Raw genomic sequence first — 18,929 nt, 5'->3', positions numbered from 1 at the left:
TAACATCAGCTATCGACGAAAGGACGCCGGCTGAGCGAACCCAGAGTCGGGCACAGCAAAACCTGATGAACGCTGATTCACGTTGCGTGTCGACGGATTGAATTGCCGAGCAACAGGAGTGGCATTGGGAACTTGAGAACCAAGATTCAGCTCGGGTTGCAAGTTCGGGATATTCTGCGTCCCCGATTGAGCTGGTGGAATCACCGACTGTGGTACAGCCTGTGGAGGAATCGCTTGACCAGGCAAATCGCCCTCCCGAACGCCCTCCGACTGCGGAAGCATTTCAGCTGGCGGCTGAATTTCAACCCCGCCGTCCATCACGGTTGGCTGCAAGTCAGGATAGATGGTTGGACCAATGGCTGGTCCCCACAATCCATAGCCACCGCTCAGCCCCACGTCACCATGAGCTTCAATCACATCGGCCAAGCACCAGCTCATGCGGGATGATTCCACTTGATTGATGTATTCGGTGTCTTGCTCGCTGGAGACCAAGATGGGTGTCAACACGATCAAGGTTTCCCGACGCCCTTCTTCCTCGAAGTCGTACTTGAACAAGTTGCCAACAATCGGCACGTTCGCCAACAACGGGAACCGTCGTGATCGATTGACACGATCTTTCTGAATCAGACCGCCAATGATCACTGTTTGACCGCTCTTAACCGACAGCGTTGCTTGAACCAACGTTTCGATGATGTCATCGATGAACACTGTCCCGCCGGTCCCGTCAGTCACGGTCGTACCGCTGCTGGTGTCTCGGTCAGATTTTCGCACGTCAACTTCCATGATGATCGTGCCATCACGCCCGACACGTGGGAACAATCGCAGGTTAATCCCCACATCAACGTCGTCGATGTTCTGCGAAGCTCCAACGTTAGTCACGTCCGAACCTCCGAATCGAGCGATCTGACGACCAACATTCAGAAATGCCTCGGCACCATCAGCTGTCATCAACTGAGGGCGACTCAGGATCTGTGCTCGCTGAGCATCTTGCAGAGTACGGAACAGCAGACTGAAGGAGTCACTGGCCGCATTCAAGACAAAGCCACCATAACCCAGATTCGAATTCGATGTGCCCACGCCAAAGGTTGACACGCCAGCCGCAGCCACGGTGCTCTGAGCCAAGTTGTTCACGTTAGACACATTGGCATCGTTGAAGTTAAATCCAGGTGTCCCTGCACCAACCGTTCCCGGAACATCACTCACTGCCTTGCCGCGATCGAACGATAGTGAATCTTGCAGGCCCAATTCAGTTCCGATCTCGAACACATCGTTCAGGAACACTTCAGCGATCATGACGTTGATCATGACCATCGGACGCGGGCGGTCCAGGCGATCGATCAGCATTCGCACTTCTTCGTACAGACGTGGCGAGACGCTCAGAAGAATCGTGTTGAAGTTCGGTTCGGCAACCGCAATGATGTCACGGTCTTCGAAGTCGTACGGTGCGATTCCATTCTGGGAAATCTGCTGGACGAACTGAGAACTCTGCCGCGAGTTAACGTATGCCGTGATGGCGTCAGCCACCAACGAGGCTTGGTTGTTTCGCAGCCAGATCACCTCCGTGATTCGCTCTGAGAAACCTTCGCCATCAAGACGCAACAGAATGCTTTCGACAACTTCCAAGTCTGCCAACGAGCCGCTGGCCACAATGCTATTGGTTCGAATGTCACTGGAGAATCGCAGTGGAACCAAGCTGCTTTCTTCAGCGGCCGTTCCACCAGGCAGGTTTCCTGCACCAATGGCCGTTCCGTCGGTGCCGGCACTTGAACCGAACAGAGTTTCCAAACTGGTCAGCAACGCCTGAGCGTCACCATATTCAATCGTGAACACTTTGACCATGGATTCGACGCCAGGGGCGCGATCCAACTGAGCGATCAGTTCCGCAATCAGCGGCATGCTGGCCGATGGAGCTTTGACAACAATCGCGTTCCCGTTGGGATCGGACGAAATGGTCGCTCCGGCCAAGATGCCTGACTCGACCACACGCTTGGAAGCGTTGTCCAACGCAACAATCTTGAGCGATGTTGACGGGACCGTGGTGTCGTCGCTGGCACCAAGCGAGTCGCCTGAGAATGCTTCTTGCAGAGTCACTGCCAAGTCATCGGCGACGGCATTGGCAAGTGTGAAGACACGAATCTCGCTCGAAGCGTCGGTCTTCTCAACGTCCAGTTCATCAATCAGACGCGTCACTTCAACCATGTCGCGAGGCGCGGCACTGACGATCAGCGAGTTTGTCCGAATGTCTGCGGAAATGCGGACCCTTGGGCCCAATCCATCCCGGTATTCCTGATCCACGGTGGGCCGATTGGTAAAGTGATCCAGAATCGTTTGCTGGGCATCTTGAGCGGACGCGTTTTGCATTCGGAACACTCGCAGACGACTGTCACCATCGATATCAACATCGATTTTCGCAATCAACTCTTTCAGTGCAACAATCGCTTCTTCGCGTCCAATCAACAGCAAGGCGTTGGGAGCATCCAGCGAGGTAATGCTGACGTCTCCCTGACGAGCCGAAAGCACGTCCTCGTACAGTTGAGTCAGCAAAGCCGAAACCGCGTTGGCATCCGCAAACTTTAACTGCACCACTTCTGAAAGCGGCTGAGTCAGTTCGGCCTTGTTTTCGATTTCACGGATCAACTCCATGACTCGGGCCACGTCACGTTTGTTCCCCTTGACGATAATCGTATTCAGATCGGGGCTGTATTCGATCTGGACATCGCCCAGCGGGCCAGAGGGCTCGGAGTCAGCGGCGACAATGTTCGCACCGGGCTGAGTCTGGCCTTGAGGCTGACCGGGTGGCTGTGCCGCAGGGTTTTGGAACGCGGCATTGGCGGTCATCGCGGGATTGCTGCGAGCATCGTTGCCCGGCAGGCCGCGTAGCAATCGCATGGTGCGCTGAACGGGAGCCATTTCGGCTTTGATCAAACGGTGCACCATCGTGACATCATCAAATCGCGTTGGCTGACCGTCTAATGACTCCAACAATTGTCGCCAACCACCGGAAGCCGTGCGAGGTGCCTGAACGGTGATCAGGTTTTGGCGGCGGTCGACATTGACCGTTGAACCTTGCATGCGACCAACGTTCATTTGATAGGCAACCTGCCCACCGTTGTCGCGCGAGGTCATTGGCAATTCTTGACCGGCGAGCTGACGCAGGTCTTGCTCGAACTTCTGCCAGCTGATGTTTTGCAAACGCCAGACAACCGGAGCGTTGACCGCGCCGTTGGCTTGACCCATCAGATTTGCAGCCATCTGCTGAACTTCACCCGCGATGGCCGCCTGCATCTGTGGCGGAGCCAAAACGACCAGTTCACTGGTGCGCGGATTGGACGCAATCGTGATTTCTTTTTGTTGCTGATAACGCAAGCTCAAACTGTCGGCGATCAAGGTCGCGTAAGCCTGTGGAACGGGCAGCATGCGTAGCTCGGGGCGGCCTTGCTGTGCCACAGCGCCATGCGCGGGAACGCCGTTTTGCAGCTGCACCGATGCTTGCTGAATCGGAACTTGCTGTGTCGGTACCGGATAGTTTGCCGAAGCACCGTACCCCTGGCCCGCGACAGGTTGCGTGGCCGGGACGTATTGCTGAGGCATGCCTTGATTGACAGGCGGCGCATAACGCGATGAGGCCGCTGGCGGAGATTGCTGCTGCACCACCCCTCGCTGCGGCAAATTCGACCCGTTTGGATAATATCCAGGCTGGGCCTGCCGCTGCTGATACTGAGGCACGCCCACCGAGTAGTCCTGTGCCAAGGCACTGGAACTTGCAGCCATGGCCATGATTGTCAAGGCTGCGGGGGCGATCCGTTGACGTTTGGTCATGCGGGCTTTAATGATTGATTTCAATCGGTGCACAACAACACCTGTAGGTCTAATAAGGTTCGCAGGGAATTTCCACGGAGCTCCACGAGCGCTATCTCCGATAACCCGCTTCATCGTCCGCGGCGATAAATTCGCTACAACGAAATCCACAGCCACCAGCGTCTTAATCGCGTTTCGCTCGTCCGCAAGCGCCGCTCATGCCGAAATCAACGCCTAGGAAAAACTGGTAAGCTATGACGTCAGCGATAGCCGTTTTTCCTGCCTACCTTCACACCCGATGCATTCAGCCACTCAGCGCACGACCTTATCAGGCCAAATCTTGCAATCTAGCCCGCAAGGTTTCGCCTACTTGCGCACAGGCACTCTTGAAATCGTTGGACAACTGGTCAAGCAGATCAATTGGGGCGAGATTTCCGGTCAGGCTGACTTTGGTGACGCAGACACGCTGATCATTCCTGGCTTGATTGACTGCCATGTGCACCTGCCTCAGTTCGATCGCATCGGCGTGCTGGGCATGCCGCTGTTGACTTGGCTGGAGAACAGCATTTTCCCGGCCGAGATTCGCTGGAATGATTTGGACACAGCCCAGATCCTGTGCCAACAGGTTGCTCAGCAACTGCTTGCCATGGGCACGACAGGTGTTTGCGCCTTTGCTACGTCCAATGCAATGGCGACGCAAAAAGCCCTGGAGTGCTTCGGCAACCGTGGCTTGCGAGGCGTTATCGGACAGATGTTGATGGACATCAATGGCCCCGACGAACTTTGCCACCCAGCCGAAGCATTGATCGACCAATCAGCGACGTTGCTCGATCGCTTCCCACCCGGCAAACGACTGGCCGCTGCCCTGGCACCTCGATTCGCCCTGGCATGCAGCGAATCGCTCATGCAAAGCGTAGGCCAGCTCGCCGAACAACGTCAAGCCGTGATCCAAACGCATCTGGCTGAAACCACCGCCGAATGCGATTGGATTGAAACGCATCATCCAAGTCGTTCGTACACCGAGGTTTACCAGCAATGCGGGCTGCTGACCGAACGCAGCCTGTTTGGACACGGCATCTACCTGGAAACTGCCGACCTTGATCGCTTACTGAAAACAGCGAGCATCATTACCCATTGCCCCACAGCCAATGTCTTTCTAGGCAGTGGTCGCATGCGATTGGCCGAATACCAAGCGGCCGGCATCAGCATCGGCTTGGGAAGCGACATCGGCGCCGGTTATGAACGCTCCATGGTGCGCGTCGCACGCTCCATGATTGAGACCGCGATTCACGTTGAGCTAACCGAATCACAAGGCAACAAGCATGCGTTTCGATGGGACCGAGTTCCCACCGCTGCACAGGCCTGGCACCAAATCACAGCTGGCAATGCCGATGTTCTGAACTGGCCGGATGCCGGACGCATCGCAGCGGCTGCGCCGGCCGATTTAGTCGTCATTCGGCCTGATGTCCCATGGTGCGAAAGCGAAAAGCCACTGCTGCTGGGCCCAGACTCACCAGTGGCAAGCCAGCGACCACTCAGCCAACTGATGTTTAGCTGGGATGATCGCTGGATCCAGAGAACGTATTGCTTGGGCGCCAACTGCTTAGACACCAGTGACTTAGACACTAAGCAAGTCCCAAGGAAGCGTCCCGCTGATTGTTAAAAGTTGAAAGATGGTCTCCCGGAAGGCAGAATACTGCCCTTCGCCATTTGTCAATTTTCGTTGGCTGCAACCGAGGGACGTCCCATCTGCTGTTAAAACTCTTGATGGTCTCTCTGGTGATTACTTTGTTGAGCTTACAGGGGCCAAGCCGATCAGGTGCCGACGTCCCCGGGACGTGCCAGTGCCTTGATCAAAGCCCGTAGTGGCTGGTGACCAGCAAGTTTGCGGAAGCTCTTTTTATCGTTGGGCAAGGGGGACGGTGGAATGTCGCGTTTCGCTCAGTGGCTCACGCTGCCCCCATGCTTCACGCTCGTCGTACAAGAGACGGAATGTTCGACGTCTCGAATCGGGAACACCAATAGGCACTAATCAAGGCTAATCGATGAGAGCCTATTAGTGCTTATTAGCGTTCTCCATTTCCAGCAACTGCCTCCATTCGCATTCGAGGCAGTGGACTTGACTTAACAGGCCATCAACCGAGTTCTGAAGTGAAGACGGAGTTTGAGCCCTGATGGGTTGCCTGGTTTTACTTGGGTGTCCAAGGCGTTTTTGATTGGGCGGCTGGGTTAGAAAGGCCGTGCGTTTGACTGCTTGGAGATGTGTTGACGCAGTAAGAGTGCGTTTGATTGGCCCGGTGATTGAAATGGCTTGATTTTGAGGCCTTTAGATTTGGTAATGGCATGCCGCTAGCCGGATCGAGTTTGAACGTCTCGATTTTCCGCTCATCAGTCATGGCCCCGTTGTTGTCGATTATGGGGGTGGCCGCTCCTGGTTGGCTGGCCGCAGCTCGTCGAGCAATTCCATCGTTTGTAGCACTCGGCTCAGCCACTGGTCATCCAGTATCATCACCCCGCGTTGAAAACTCTCAATCAGCGTGCTCGAGCTTTCCGCCTGCACAATCGCCACTCCGACCGCCTGCCGTCAGTGCTCCCAGTCTTCGGTGTCCTGCCAACGCTGAAGCTGATCCAGCGCCCGATCGGCAATTTCCAGCAGCGGGTATATGTAACTGCACACGCCCATCACCGTTTTTGCAGCGGAGGATGATTGTGATTCCCTTCTTCGTGCTCATCGTGTCCTTCGTGGTTTATTGCCGGCTTTGCGACGATTGCAAGTTTCGGTGGACTGTCCCCGGCAGATTCTCAGAGTTTGCATGGCCAGCGGCGCTGGTGTCAGTTTTCTAGTGCAAGGGTTTGGGCAAGATGCCTTGGCGTTCCTTGCATTCCAAGCGACTCTCCCGAACCCGTTGTAGAACACCTACGGCGTTCGGAGACGATGTGTGTGGGGCCTGTCCCCAGGGTGCGCTGCGCGACCCTGGGCTTTGGGGTAGAACACCTTCGGCGTTCGGAAATCGGGATGCGATTGTGAAAGCCATCGCCTTGGCTTTGGCAGGTTACTTGGGCGTGTTTCTCTGATCATGTGGTTCGAAGGAACGTCAGCTTGGCCTGCCGAACGCCGTAGGTGTTCCATTTTCACAGCCCAAGGTCGCGAAGCGCACCTTGGGTCACTGGAACCATCAAACCTCCGAACGCCGTAGGTGTTCTACATGCGGTTTGGGGCACACCGACCGGAGAGCAAGTGTTCTCTGCTGCACAGGCTTGCGCCGGAGGTTTCTCTGTCATACGTTGTCAGCGGCGCTGGCTCATGTGGCAAGCCCTCTTAAGAGGCGCAGAGCAGTTGTCTCTCATGTGATCATTGAGAGGCAAGCGAATCTTCTGGGTGTGTAACCAGTCCTTGATCCTGACGATCAAGGCCGGTCAACCTTGCTAACCGTTGGATCAGCTTTTGGGGAGCACGCCAAGACCATCAAGAGTTTTAACAACAGATGGGACATCCGCCAATCAATTGGACATCCCCAGTCCCAAACTGACTCGCTCGACTGTTCCCGCGAAACCGGACTGCGTCCCCAAACGGGCAATTACATGCGGTTAGACGGCGATGCGTTTGGCGCAAAAAAACGGATCAATGAACCATCGCGTTCATCGATCCGCTTGTTTGAATTCGTTTGCTTAGGCAGCGATTAGACCAAGTTCTTGCGAACGGCCCAAACAGCTGCTTGCGTGCGGTCGGTAACACCGATCTTTCGCAAGATGTGTTGCACGTGCTCTTTGACCGTTTCGTAGCTGATGCCGAGCATCTTGGCGATTTCTTTGTTGGTCAGACCTTGAGCCATTTGACGCAACACTTCGCTTTCGCGATGAGTCAACGGCACGTCCAGCTCTTGGCTCAAACGTGGCGTAGCCAAGGCACCAGTGACCCGACGCAGTTCTTCACGAGTCCACGCTGACTCGCCGCTGGCAGCGGTGTTCAGGGCATTGATCAGCTTCTCACGAGGAGCCGACTTCAAGATATAACCCGCCGCACCGAGAGCAACAGCGCGAGCAATGTAAGTGGGGTTATCGTAGGCCGAGTAAAGCACGATGGGCAGATCTGGGTGATCCAGCTTAATGCGCCCCAAAGTGTTCAAGCCATCACCACCTTCCATGCGGATGTCCATCAGCACGCAGTCGGGGACGGAACGCTCTACTGCAGCAAGCGTTTCTGCTGCATTACAAGTTTCTTCGGCGACCTCTAGATCGGTCCCCTGAAGCATCGACCTGAGCCCCATTCGAATCACCAAATGGTCATCAACAACTAGTAGTTTCTTGCTCATCGATTGAAATTCTCCTGCGATTCGTAGGCCGCATGCTGCCTTTAGAAATCGTTGCTCTTTTCAGCTTGTTCGAATGTTTAAATTGGTATCCAACCTCACGCGGCGGTGCCTCCATTTCACGACCAAAATGCCCGACAGAGTCCCCGACCAACCGACAGGGGTTCCTGTGAGACCATTCACTGCTACCTGGAAATGCCGTAATGACTGATCACTGGTTAAGATGACCTAATCATCCAGTTTGACAACCACAAACGAAGCCTAACCAGCTCGTTTGTCACTATCCCCTTCCGAGACTAGTCCAGTATCACCCAGCCAATCATACCATTATGGGCTATTGACAACCGGCTAAGTAGAGAAATTCGAGGGAATTTCGCCTACGTCAGACACAGGTTACCAGACCCCCTGCCTGCAGAGGGAAGTACAGCCCACACAGAGTCTAGTGGTGGCACCATGGGAGATTAACACCCGAACCTGCAGTTTTGACCTGTTTTAAAAAATTGCGGTAGCAAATGTCGATCCACCGACAGTGCCAGAGCGTTTTCTTGACTACTCGCCGCCAGAATCATCATGACTAGCCGATAGCCCCCTCGCCACACCGGGAACACACCCTCCCCCACAGAACTGGGCGCCGACGCACAGAATTGGGCACCGACCTACAGGCTGACTAACGCCCCACAAGTTTCGCCAGCACCTCTTTGAAGGAAGCGGAAACGTTTTTAGCCGCTCCAGCGTTGGGAATCAGAGAACGCGGGTTAAAGGGTCCGCCGCCGCCGGCGAGACAACAAGGCAACGGTTCAAAGTTCAGTCCGACTGTTTTTGACAACCGAAGCGCTCTTGGCATGTGGGTGGCACTGGTCACCAGCCCTAATCGATAGCCAGCCGCATCTCCCCCGCTGTCATCACCAGCCTCTTTCTCACCTCCGGTCAGCGCCAACCAATCATCCGGCGGCTTGCTGAAGAACTCCTGCAAGGACTGCATTTCGGCATCAGTATTGAACCCCGGGGCCTCAAAGATCACTCCAGGATCGCCCCCCAATGACACCAGCATCTGCTTGCCAATCGCTGAGGGATGCGATTGGCCACTGGCTGACGTGCCCGTGCAAATGACGGTCTTGGTCTTGTTTGCATGGAGCAACTGAGCCGCCAACAGCAGCCTTTGTCCATCACTCCCTAACTCAGCGACATTGAAGCGATTGGGATAGGCATAACCACCTAGCAACACGATCGCATCCAACGGTTGCTCAATTTCCGACGCGGGATCGGTCTGCGGAACGTACCTCACATACTGCCCCAAGGCATTGGCGATGTAGTTGCTGCTACCGAGGGTCAACAACAACCAAAACAGCAAACAGATCGATCCAATCAGCCAGCGACGACGACGCAGACAAAACGTGACAGCCCACAGTCCCGTCAGCCAACACAATCCCAAGGGCATGGCAAAGTCCGTGATGGCCCGCTCTGCAGTCGAGCGACCGCCGAAGATGGCTGACCAAATCACCATCACTGCGACAACAAGCAGACTGGGCGTCACATCCCACAACCCTTGCCGAATCGAAGAGCTTGCCGATGACGGGAGCTCGCTCACTGTCCCTGTTTTAGGCGACTGTTTCTCAGACATCTTTGCCATCCCAATTTCCCCTCGGACCTGAATGATTCACCTCACCTAGTGGCTGCGACGCCCGTTGACGACGAGCATCACGCCTTGCTTTTCAGCGTTAGTCTGGCAGGTCAACAGTCTGGCAGGTCAACAGTCTGGCAGGTCAACAGTCTGGCAGGTCAACAGTCTGGCAGGTCAACAGTCTGGCAGTCCAACAGTCTGGCGAGCCTAGCAGTTCGCACATGAAACAAGACATCATGAGTATAGATTGCGAAGGTACAGCGTGCCTTGTTCCAAATCCACTGGCTGGGATTCTGCGCGACCGACGACGCAAGGTCCGTGAAAATCAACATCTTCCAATTGAGCAAAGATCTGCGGAAAGTCTGCGGTGCCTTCGCCCACCGGCACCGAGATGCCGCGTCCGGCGGCTAGATCCAACACACCGTCCGTGACGCACAAGAGTCCAATTCGCTGTTTCAACGCCTCCAACGCTTCGGAAACGCTGAAGCGATTGACAATCAACTGTCCCGGATTGAAGGCAACTGCAACATAGCCTTCTTCATCACCGGCGATGGCCTGCATCAAGCGATCGCCCGATTCCGCTCCCGTTTCCGCAGCCAGGAAGGCACCGACTTTGGCTCCATATCGCCCCAGATCGCTGATCACCGATTCAAGCGTCTCATGACGAGGATCAGAGGCGTCTTCAGGAATGTATCCAATCTGATTGATGACATGGCTGGCTCCGAATTCATAGGCCAGCTTCATCGCGGCTTTGGTTGCCTCCACACGGCGCTGCAATCCGTCGGCAACCTCATAGCCCCGGCGGGTCTGAAAACGCAGTGCAGCAACCTTTAAGTTGCGTTCATCGAGCCAGTTTTTGATCTGCCGCAATCCCGTTTGCGTCATCGAATCCGGGTGAATTTCACCGCGGCCATCAAGTTCAACCATGGAAACACCCATCCTGGCGGCTTGATCCAGTGCTTTCCGCAACGGCAAACGCAAACAATCCAAACGAATCGCGACCGAAAGATGACTCACGACAAAACACTCCAAGAACAGACCAATGATCAGTCAGCGATCGAACCAAACAACCTTCGCTGCACAGCCACTATTCATACATCAGATCCGGTCCTCTGGCGAGGGTTCGCACAAGGCCGAGCCAAATTGGCAAACAATCCATGGCCACAAAGCCCGCCGGTGGCGCTCGCAACACGCAGTGGCGTCAAAGATATTTCGCCAAGGCATCCATCGCCTGCTGGCCGCCAAAGCAACATTCCGCGTGCCAACCCTGATTCCGCGCCGCGGCGACGTTTTCAGCTTTGTCATCAAGAAACAGAATCTGCTCCCCAGCGAGTCCACAGGCCTGCTGCGCCAACCGATAGATCTCAGCGTCCGGTTTCATCGACGCGACCTCGCAACTGAGCAGGGTGACTTCAAAGTCGAGCTTCGAGACCGCCCAATTCTGTCGCCGAATCCAATCCCAATGGGCGAAGCACGTATTGGACAACAGCCCGACACGCCCCAATCGCTCACGCACATCTTCAACCACACCGGCCATCGATTCGATCGGCGTGAACATTTCGCTGATCGCGTCAAGGACATCCTGCTGGGCAATCGTTGACCGCCCAGGGGCCGTCTGCTGAGCACTGATGAAATCACTGCATAAATCACTGCAGAGCTGCTGTGCAAATTCCTGGTCGCACAGCTCGCCATGTTCATACGCGGTTTGCAAGCCACTGCCATACAAGGCCTGCTCGGCACGCTGCTCGCTGACGGCAAACAGCGTTGCCAAATTTCGGCAGGCCAGGGCAGGGTCAAAACGGACCAACACGTTACCGAGGTCAAAATAGACGAATTCAATGTTTGCCATCGTGATGCAATCCCGCGACGGATCAACTCAGTTGGAAGGCCCAGCTTGATAAGGATAGTGTTCCAAAGACACGATCCTAGCGACCTGCTCGTCTGTTGCCGGACACCGTGGCCGCTTGCCCCCGCAACGATTCAGCCCGCAACACGGTGATCGCCGGGAAAGGGTGATCGCCTGGAAAGGGTGATCGCCTGGAAAGGGTGATCGCCTGGAAAACGGTGATCGCCGCACACCACTCAGTCCCTGGCACGGTTGCCGCGTCTTAAAAGGCAACACGGCGCGTCGCAACGATCATACCAGTTAGTTGACCGCTGCGCACTGGGACAACCGTAATTGCTGGGGATTCTTTGCGGGTCAACGCGCAATCTGGCCGAATGAAGACAGCGTCTGAATTGAACCCGCGTTGATTCAACCAAGAAAGGGAAGAGCACTAGTTGCGTCGTCTTTTCCTTAAGCTGGCATTGTTGGTCAACAAGCTTCCGTCATCCCGTAGAAGCCTGTTGCGATGCTTGAATTTCCTGGAAATTCGCGTAACACTGCTAGTGAGCTTGGCACTCGATCCAACGTCCCAAATCGTCAAACTTTCCCAGGCAGCCGCTTTACCCAGGCTGCCCCCAAGGCGTGCACAACATGCCCGACCGTGCTTGGCGGCCCAACGAGCGACGATGCAATCGTTTGGCTGCCGGCGAGCATTGAATCTAACCACCACACTGAATGGTCAGTTGGCCTGCTAAACGTTCGAATGCGTTGGCAACTGTCTAACAAGCGCTAGGAATACGATGTCAAATACGATGGAACCCCACGTTTCAAACGATCCGAACGATTTGAGCGAAAACGCATTGCTGGGCAACATGCTGCAAGGCATACGCAGACACATGCAGTATTCGCTCGGATGTGACTCGCAAAGCGCCAACAACGAATACAATTTTCGTGCGACGGCTTTCTCGGTCCGAGACCGGATCATGCACAACTGGCTGCAAACGCGGCAGCGGATGCAATCGACTCCAGCGCGGCACGTGCACTATTTGTCGCTCGAGTTTTTGATGGGGCGTTCGCTGAACAACGCCGTGATGAACCTGGGCCTGGAAGGTGACTTGCGATCGGCATTGGTGAACCTGGGGCTTGATCTCGAAGACATCGTCGAACAGGAACACGATGCGGGTCTGGGCAACGGTGGTCTGGGTCGTTTGGCGGCCTGCTTCTTGGATAGCTGCGCCAATCTGCGTTTGCCTGTTGCTGGTTACGGGATTCGCTACGAATACGGCATGTTCAAGCAGAGCATTGAAAAGGGCCGTCAAATCGAAGCTCCTGACCACTGGTTGCGTGACGGTAACCTTTGGGAAGTCGAACGGCACGAAGACACCAAGCACATCCAGTTCTATGGCCGAACCGAACGCTACGTCGACGAACATGGTCGCCCGCACAGTCGCTGGGTTGAAACGCAGGACATCCTGGCCGTCCCCTTTGACATGCCGATTCCTGGGCATGATAACGGCACCGTCAATACGCTGCGACTTTGGAAAGCGACCGCGACTGACGAATTTGACTTAGGCGAATTTAACGCTGGTGATTACACCGAGTCGGTGGCAGACAAAAACACCGCCGAACAAATCTCGATGGTGTTGTACCCCAACGATGCCAGCGAGAACGGTAAAGAGCTCCGTCTGAAACAACAGTACTTCCTGGTCTCATCAAGCATTCAGGACGTGCTCAAAGACTGGGTCGGCCGGAACGGCGCTGACTTTACTAACTTTGCCGCCGAAAACTGCTTCCAGCTCAACGACACCCACCCTGCCTGTGCCGTCCCAGAATTGATGCGACTGCTGATGGACCAGTACCTGCTTGGCTGGGATGAAGCCTGGAAAATCACCAGTCAGTGCATGGCGTACACCAACCACACCTTACTGCCTGAAGCACTGGAGCGTTGGTCGGTCAGCATGTTTGACCGGCTGCTGCCACGACTGCTAGAAATCGTCTACGAAATCAATGAACGATTCCTGGGCGAAGTCGCTGAGCGTTTCCCCGGCGACAGTGAACTGATCAAGCGTGTCTCCATCGTCGAAGAGGGACATGACCCTCACCTACGAATGGCCTACTTGGCAATCGTCGGCAGCTACTCGGTCAACGGCGTTGCTCAGCTGCACACAGATCTATTGAAACAAGGCTTGTTCTCTGACTTTCATAAAATCTGGCCTAGCAAGATCAACAACAAGACCAATGGTGTCACTCAGCGCCGCTGGTTATCGCACTGCAATCCCGGCATTCGAAACCTGCTGAATGAAACCATCGGAACCGGCTGGACCGATGACTTGGAACAGCTCTCTGATTTGGCGCCCTATGCCGATGACGAAAACTTCCTGCATCGCTGGAAAGGCGTGAAGCAAACCAATAAAGAGCGTCTAGCCACTTACGTCAAAGCCAACACAGGCATCAGCATTGACAGTTCATTCATGATTGACGTCCAAGTCAAACGGATCCATGAATACAAACGTCAACTGATGAACATCCTGCATGTGATCCATCTCTATGATCGCATTCTTCGCGGTGACACCGAAGGCATGGTGCCACGTTGCGTGCTGTTGGGTGGTAAAGCCGCGCCCGGTTATCACATCGCCAAGCTGATCATTCGCTTTGCCAACTCGGTCTTCCAAGTAATCAACGACGATCCTCGCAGCAAGGACCACTTGCGCTGTGTGTTCTTCCCCGACTACCGCGTCTCGGCGATGGAAATGATCTGCCCTGGGACCGAGCTCTCCGAGCAGATCTCAACGGCGGGGAAAGAAGCGTCGGGTACCGGAAACATGAAGTTCATGATGAACGGTGCCTTGACCATCGGCACCCTGGATGGTGCGAACATCGAGATTCGTGAAAAAGCTGGCGCGGAAAACTTCTTCTTGTTCGGCTTGAACGCACCAGAAGTTGCCGAGACTCGCCGTCAGTACGATCCCAATGCAATCATTGCAGCCGATTCCGATTTGCAACGCATCATGGAATTGATCGAAGGCGGTCGTTTCAACCAAAACCACCCCGGTGTGTTTGGTGAACTGGTTGCCGGGATGCGGAACCCGAACGATCAGTGGTTAACCATTGCCGACCTTCGCAGCTTCATCGACGCACAACAACGCGTCAACGAAGCCTACAAGGACAGTGTGCAATGGAACCGCATGAGCGTGCTGAACACCGCCAACAGTGGTTGGTTCTCCAGCGATCGCACCATTCAGCAATACGCCGACGAGATCTGGCAGACCCAAGCGTTGCCTCGCAACCAAGGTTAATCCTGTCGCCGGCAGCAAGCTCGCAAGCCCCCCGGCGCCCAACGCCGGGCAAGTGCCCAATCGGTTCCTCGATTCCTCGATTCCTCGATTCCTCGATTCCTCGGTTCCTCGGTTCCTCGATTCCTCGATTCCTCGATTCCTCGATTCCTCGATTCCTCGATTCCTCGATTCCTCGATTCCTCGATTCCTCGATTCCTCGATTCCTCGATTCTATTTGCCTTCTTTGCCAATCACGACGGATAGATAGGGTCGTTTGGCGTCTGCAAACAACCACGGCTTGACGCGATACTTGACTCGCGCTCGCTGTTTGGCGTTCATCCAATATGCCGACTCGACCTCCTGCCGCACCCGTTTCAGTTCGTCCATTTTTTTGTTCAAACTGATGGCCGCTGGCATGTTAGCCCATAAAATGACCTCCATGGTGGTATTGGGCTGTCGCAGTCGCGTGATGGCGTCGGAGATCAACTGCGAAGCATGCGAACTTAGCTTGCCTGTCTCGCTGTCAGGTCGTTCAAACGAGTCGATCACGACTTGATCGGAGAGTTGTGGCAAGGTTTTCAAGTCGACCTCCTGCTCCAATTGATGCAAGAAGTTTTGAAACTGCTCCTTCTCACGATCCAGCACGCGCTCGTTCTTGCCCTTTTCGTCTGGGCCGACTTTGCCTTGATTTTTATCCAAGTTCTCCGACAAAGCATACAGCGGCGCGCGTTCATTCTGCGCAATGACTCGCTTGGATCGTCTGGATTGAAACGGCCCCACATGGCCTGCGGATGAAAACGCTCGAATGAAGGCACCGGTACCGGAGTAGAGGTGTGCGCCGGTTTGTTCATGAGCCAGCGAGTTAAGCGCGATAAAGAACGCCAGCAGGGCCGTCATGGTATCTCCAAAGGAGATCAAGTACGCGCGGCTTGGCGGACTACCTTTACGTTTCTTGGGTTTGCTCATCGTTGCGGCTCGTATTTTTCAAACACGATGCGAAGCGAACCAGAATTTACATCTGGGACGAACCCAATGCCAACCTGACCGGGTCGCACATTCAGGTTGTGATACAAATAATCTGCCAGCGCACTGACTTTGCCGGAGCCGGTCTTGTCGGACACTTCCAGCGCACAATGCAGTTCCAACGAATCGAGTTGTTTCGCCAAACTCGACAAGGCTTGAATGCCCTTGCGTGTGGGCTGCAAGTTTTGGTTGATCAAGCGATCGATTGGCAGCTCGAAAGAATAGGTCTTCACGACGTCCTTCTTCTCGGCCTCTTCGGAAGGTCCCGCGATGCCCTCACCGCTGGGGCCACCGGCGTATTCTTTCACGATCGGCGGCATTTCGCTGCCCTGGATCGCAATCCGTGCGGCTCGAGGACGCACGCGAGTGCTCCATGAATCCCGGTCCATCATCAGTTGTTCAGTACCGATGTGACCGGTGGAGCCATCCGAGCCGAACACGCTTGCGGTGATCTGTTCAAAGCGTTCCGGTTCGGTCGTAGAAAACGTCAGCAGCAAAATAAAGAACGTCATCAGCAACGTGATCACGTCACTGAAGGTCATGAACCACGCTGGGACGTCATCGGTGACTTCTTCTTCTTTTTCTGCGGGCATGTTAGGCGGCCTTCAGCTGGAGAGCCTTGCGTGACTTCGGCGAGATAAACGCCATCAGCTTTTCCTCGACCACGCGAGGGCTTTCGCCTTCGCCCAGCAAGCCGATGCCGCGAATCATCATTTCTCGCAGCAGGCCTTCCTCGGCGTTGCGAGTCTCCAGCTTGCCGGCCAGCGGAATACAAACCACGTTCGCGATCAACGCACCATAGAGCGTTGTTAACAGAGCCGTCGCCATCCCGCCACCAATCTTGCTGGGGTCATCCAATGCCCGCAACATTTGCACCAGACCGATCAGCGTTCCAATCATTCCAAAGGCCGGAGCCGACGCACCGGCCGAGTCCATCATTTTCTTGCCCACAAGGTGTCGCTGTTCGAGATACGCCAGCTCGATTTCCAGCGAGCGCGAGACATCCTCCGCCGGAACGCCACTGATGAGGGCTTCCAGTCCTCGCCGCATAAAGTCATCGGGTAACTCTGAGGCTTCATCCTCAAGTGCTAACAGTCCATCTTTACGAATCACTTCGGCAAAGTGCTTGAACTGACGAATGGTTTCGATGGAATCGGGCAGCTTGAAGAGGAAGCACTTCATGACGACGGTCGCTGTCCCCAAAACATTCCGCAGGGGGAAGTTGATCAACGCCGCTGCAATCACACCCCCGACGACGATCATCACACTGGCTGTATCAATAAAGGGTTCAAGCCCTGCGCCACCCAAGAGGATGGCGATCAAGATCAAGCCAAAACCGAGAACCAAACCGATGATGGTTGCGATATCCATGAAACCCGACTGCCCCCAACGATTCCAAATCTACGTACGATTCCACGTCAATTCATGCCAAGTCACAACGTGCTTGGCTGACATGTCCGTTCACCCTCACGCGACCAGGAAACACATGTCGTATCCGTTGCGTGAGGCACTGCATGATTCGTAGGTTACAAACCAACCGGTACCTTGAGCGAGTTAATCAGAACCGATCGGTATTCATTGAAAGAGGGAAAACAGACAGCACTAAACCACATCATTCGAGGCTTTCTTTTGACATTGCCAGAGGCGTAGTGAACCCCAAGGTGCACGATCGCCGAAATAAGCGGTATGAACGGAATAGATTACCAAATCGGATATCTCGGTGATGCTCTGCGAGCGTCGGAGATGACACATCGTGTCCTGAGCCAAAACATCGCCAACGTCAATACGCCGGGCTATCACACCCAACGTCTGGACTTTCAGGCGGCAATGAAACAACTACGGTCCACCGACTCGGCTAGACAGGACCCCGACAATTTGCCTATTGAAAAGATGACAGGACTGAAGGAGCGCGTTGACGGCAACAACGTCAACATGGAAAAGGAAGTCGCAGCTCTCAACAAAAATGCAATCGCTTATCAAGTGTTTGCAAAGTTGATGGCCTCGCGACTGTCCACCATGCAGCGGGCCATTTCAGGATAACGAGCAGACAAGCACTGACAGCCAGGATCAAACGGGGCGTTTGATTTTGGCTTATCGACCAAACAACGACTGAACGTCAGACAACTGACAAACAGGGAACTGGGGCAAATGATCAACTTTCCGGCAATCGATATCGCGGCAAGCGGCCTGTCCGCTGAACGTTTTCGGATGGAGGTGACGGCGAATAACATCGCCAATGCCAACACCACCATGACCGAAAACGGCGAACCCTATCGACGTCAGGCAGTCGTGTTTTCTTCACTCGCCGACCCGCTATTCGGCTCCAGTGACAACGAAGAAATGCTTGGGGTGAAGGTCATGGGCGTCCAAAGTGACCCCACTGAATTCCCGACGATCTATCAGCCGGGTCACCCGCATGCGGATGCCGACGGCTTTGTGAAGCTCACCAACGTTCGAATCCCGGACGAAATGGTTGACATGATCACGGCCACTCGTGCTTATGAAGCCAACACACGCGCCATCTCGGCGTTCAAGGAAATGGTTGAACAAACTCTCTCGTTACTACAAGGAGGCCGCTAATGTCGTCGATCAACGCCGCAATGGGTAGCATCTCGATGGGGACTTCCAAGTCCGTCACGGGATCACTTTACAACGCCACCTCCACTCAAAACATCGCTGCCAACCCGGCAACCGGTGGCATCAGCACTGAGGGAAGCTCGGCACCGCAAAATGCCTTCATGGATGTGTTCAACTCGATCAATCAAGATCAACATTCAGCGCAGAACGCGATCAATGACGTGGTCAGCGGCAAGACCAATGATGTCCAGGCCGTGGTGATGCAAACCGTCAAGGCAGAAATGTCCTTCCAGATGTTCATGGAAGTGCGCAATCAAATGATGGAATCCTATAACGAACTGTTACGAATGCAGTTCTAACTGAACCACGACTGCCTCTGTTGCAAATGGAATCATGCCTTGGAGTGTTGACACACGGTCAACGCACCGGTGTGAACGGCAAACAACGCCTCCCCACCTCCACCTGTTTTCGCCTCCAGCGAAATCAACCTCCGTTGATGA

Annotated in this window: 13 protein-coding genes; 5 read left to right on the top strand and 8 right to left on the bottom strand. The window is 54.7% G+C overall.

Annotation, left to right across the window (positions count from 1 at the left end; all coding sequences use genetic code 11):
- Nucleotides 1-9: 9 nt before the first annotated feature.
- Nucleotides 10-3,819 (bottom strand): secretin N-terminal domain-containing protein, encoded by a 3,810-nt coding sequence (locus SV7mr_RS09710; protein ID WP_419188329.1) that lies wholly within the window; start codon nucleotides 3,817-3,819, stop codon nucleotides 10-12.
- 277 nt (nucleotides 3,820-4,096) lie between these two features.
- Here SV7mr_RS09710 and SV7mr_RS09705 point away from each other — a divergent pair, with 277 nt between their 5' ends.
- The gene (locus tag SV7mr_RS09705; RefSeq protein WP_145271484.1) at nucleotides 4,097-5,461 is read left to right on the top strand and encodes an amidohydrolase family protein; all 1,365 of its coding nucleotides are present in this window, start codon (nucleotides 4,097-4,099) and stop codon (nucleotides 5,459-5,461) included.
- 2,017 nt (nucleotides 5,462-7,478) lie between these two features.
- Here the strand turns inward: SV7mr_RS09705 and SV7mr_RS09700 are convergent.
- The 4 genes from SV7mr_RS09700 to SV7mr_RS09685 form a co-directional block, all read right to left on the bottom strand.
- Nucleotides 7,479-8,111 (bottom strand): response regulator, encoded by a 633-nt coding sequence (locus SV7mr_RS09700; protein WP_145271482.1) that lies wholly within the window; start codon nucleotides 8,109-8,111, stop codon nucleotides 7,479-7,481.
- A 664-nt stretch (nucleotides 8,112-8,775) separates the two neighbouring features.
- Nucleotides 8,776-9,729 (bottom strand): YdcF family protein, encoded by a 954-nt coding sequence (locus SV7mr_RS09695; RefSeq protein WP_419188328.1) that lies wholly within the window; start codon nucleotides 9,727-9,729, stop codon nucleotides 8,776-8,778.
- A gap of 234 nt (nucleotides 9,730-9,963) precedes the next feature.
- Entirely contained in the window at nucleotides 9,964-10,746 is a 783-nt protein-coding gene (locus SV7mr_RS09690; protein WP_145271478.1) for a sugar phosphate isomerase/epimerase family protein, read from the bottom strand.
- Between the two features lie 184 nt (nucleotides 10,747-10,930).
- Entirely contained in the window at nucleotides 10,931-11,578 is a 648-nt protein-coding gene (locus SV7mr_RS09685; protein ID WP_145271476.1) for an HAD family hydrolase, read from the bottom strand.
- Nucleotides 11,579-12,354: 776 nt separating this feature from the next.
- On the opposite strand from SV7mr_RS09685, the gene SV7mr_RS09680 reads away from it, so the two are divergent.
- Nucleotides 12,355-14,850, top strand: a complete 2,496-nt coding sequence (locus SV7mr_RS09680; protein ID WP_419188327.1) for a glycogen/starch/alpha-glucan phosphorylase — start codon at nucleotides 12,355-12,357, stop codon at nucleotides 14,848-14,850.
- Nucleotides 14,851-15,060: 210 nt separating this feature from the next.
- Here SV7mr_RS09680 and SV7mr_RS09675 read toward each other — a convergent pair whose 3' ends face one another.
- The 3 genes from SV7mr_RS09675 to SV7mr_RS09665 are packed head-to-tail and all read right to left on the bottom strand — an operon-like array spanning nucleotide 15,061 to nucleotide 17,223.
- Nucleotides 15,061-15,795, bottom strand: coding sequence for a flagellar motor protein MotB (locus SV7mr_RS09675; RefSeq protein ID WP_145271475.1), 735 nt, complete (start codon nucleotides 15,793-15,795; stop codon nucleotides 15,061-15,063).
- Complete coding sequence (locus SV7mr_RS09670) at nucleotides 15,792-16,445, bottom strand: flagellar motor protein MotB (RefSeq protein ID WP_145271473.1); 654 nt, start codon at nucleotides 16,443-16,445, stop codon at nucleotides 15,792-15,794. The genes SV7mr_RS09675 and SV7mr_RS09670 overlap by 4 nt, the downstream gene beginning before the upstream one ends.
- A gap of 1 nt (nucleotide 16,446) precedes the next feature.
- Complete coding sequence (locus SV7mr_RS09665) at nucleotides 16,447-17,223, bottom strand: motility protein A (RefSeq protein WP_145271470.1); 777 nt, start codon at nucleotides 17,221-17,223, stop codon at nucleotides 16,447-16,449.
- A gap of 315 nt (nucleotides 17,224-17,538) precedes the next feature.
- Here SV7mr_RS09665 and flgB point away from each other — a divergent pair, with 315 nt between their 5' ends.
- From flgB to fliE, 3 genes are all read left to right on the top strand, one after another.
- Nucleotides 17,539-17,892 (top strand): flagellar basal body rod protein FlgB, encoded by a 354-nt coding sequence (gene flgB, locus SV7mr_RS09660; protein ID WP_145271468.1) that lies wholly within the window; start codon nucleotides 17,539-17,541, stop codon nucleotides 17,890-17,892.
- A 108-nt stretch (nucleotides 17,893-18,000) separates the two neighbouring features.
- Complete coding sequence (flgC, locus tag SV7mr_RS09655; protein WP_145271466.1) at nucleotides 18,001-18,432, top strand: flagellar basal body rod protein FlgC; 432 nt, start codon at nucleotides 18,001-18,003, stop codon at nucleotides 18,430-18,432.
- A complete protein-coding gene (gene fliE, locus SV7mr_RS09650; RefSeq protein WP_145271465.1) occupies nucleotides 18,432-18,788 on the top strand; it encodes a flagellar hook-basal body complex protein FliE in 357 nt (118 codons plus the stop codon). Before flgC ends, fliE begins: the two co-directional genes overlap by 1 nt.
- Nucleotides 18,789-18,929 lie beyond the last annotated feature (141 nt).

The sequence above is a fragment of the Stieleria bergensis genome, assembly GCA_007745635.1.
In the GTDB taxonomy this organism is placed as follows: Bacteria; Planctomycetota; Planctomycetia; order Pirellulales; family Pirellulaceae; genus Stieleria; species Stieleria bergensis.
This window is presented reverse-complemented; position numbering and strand designations above follow the sequence as displayed.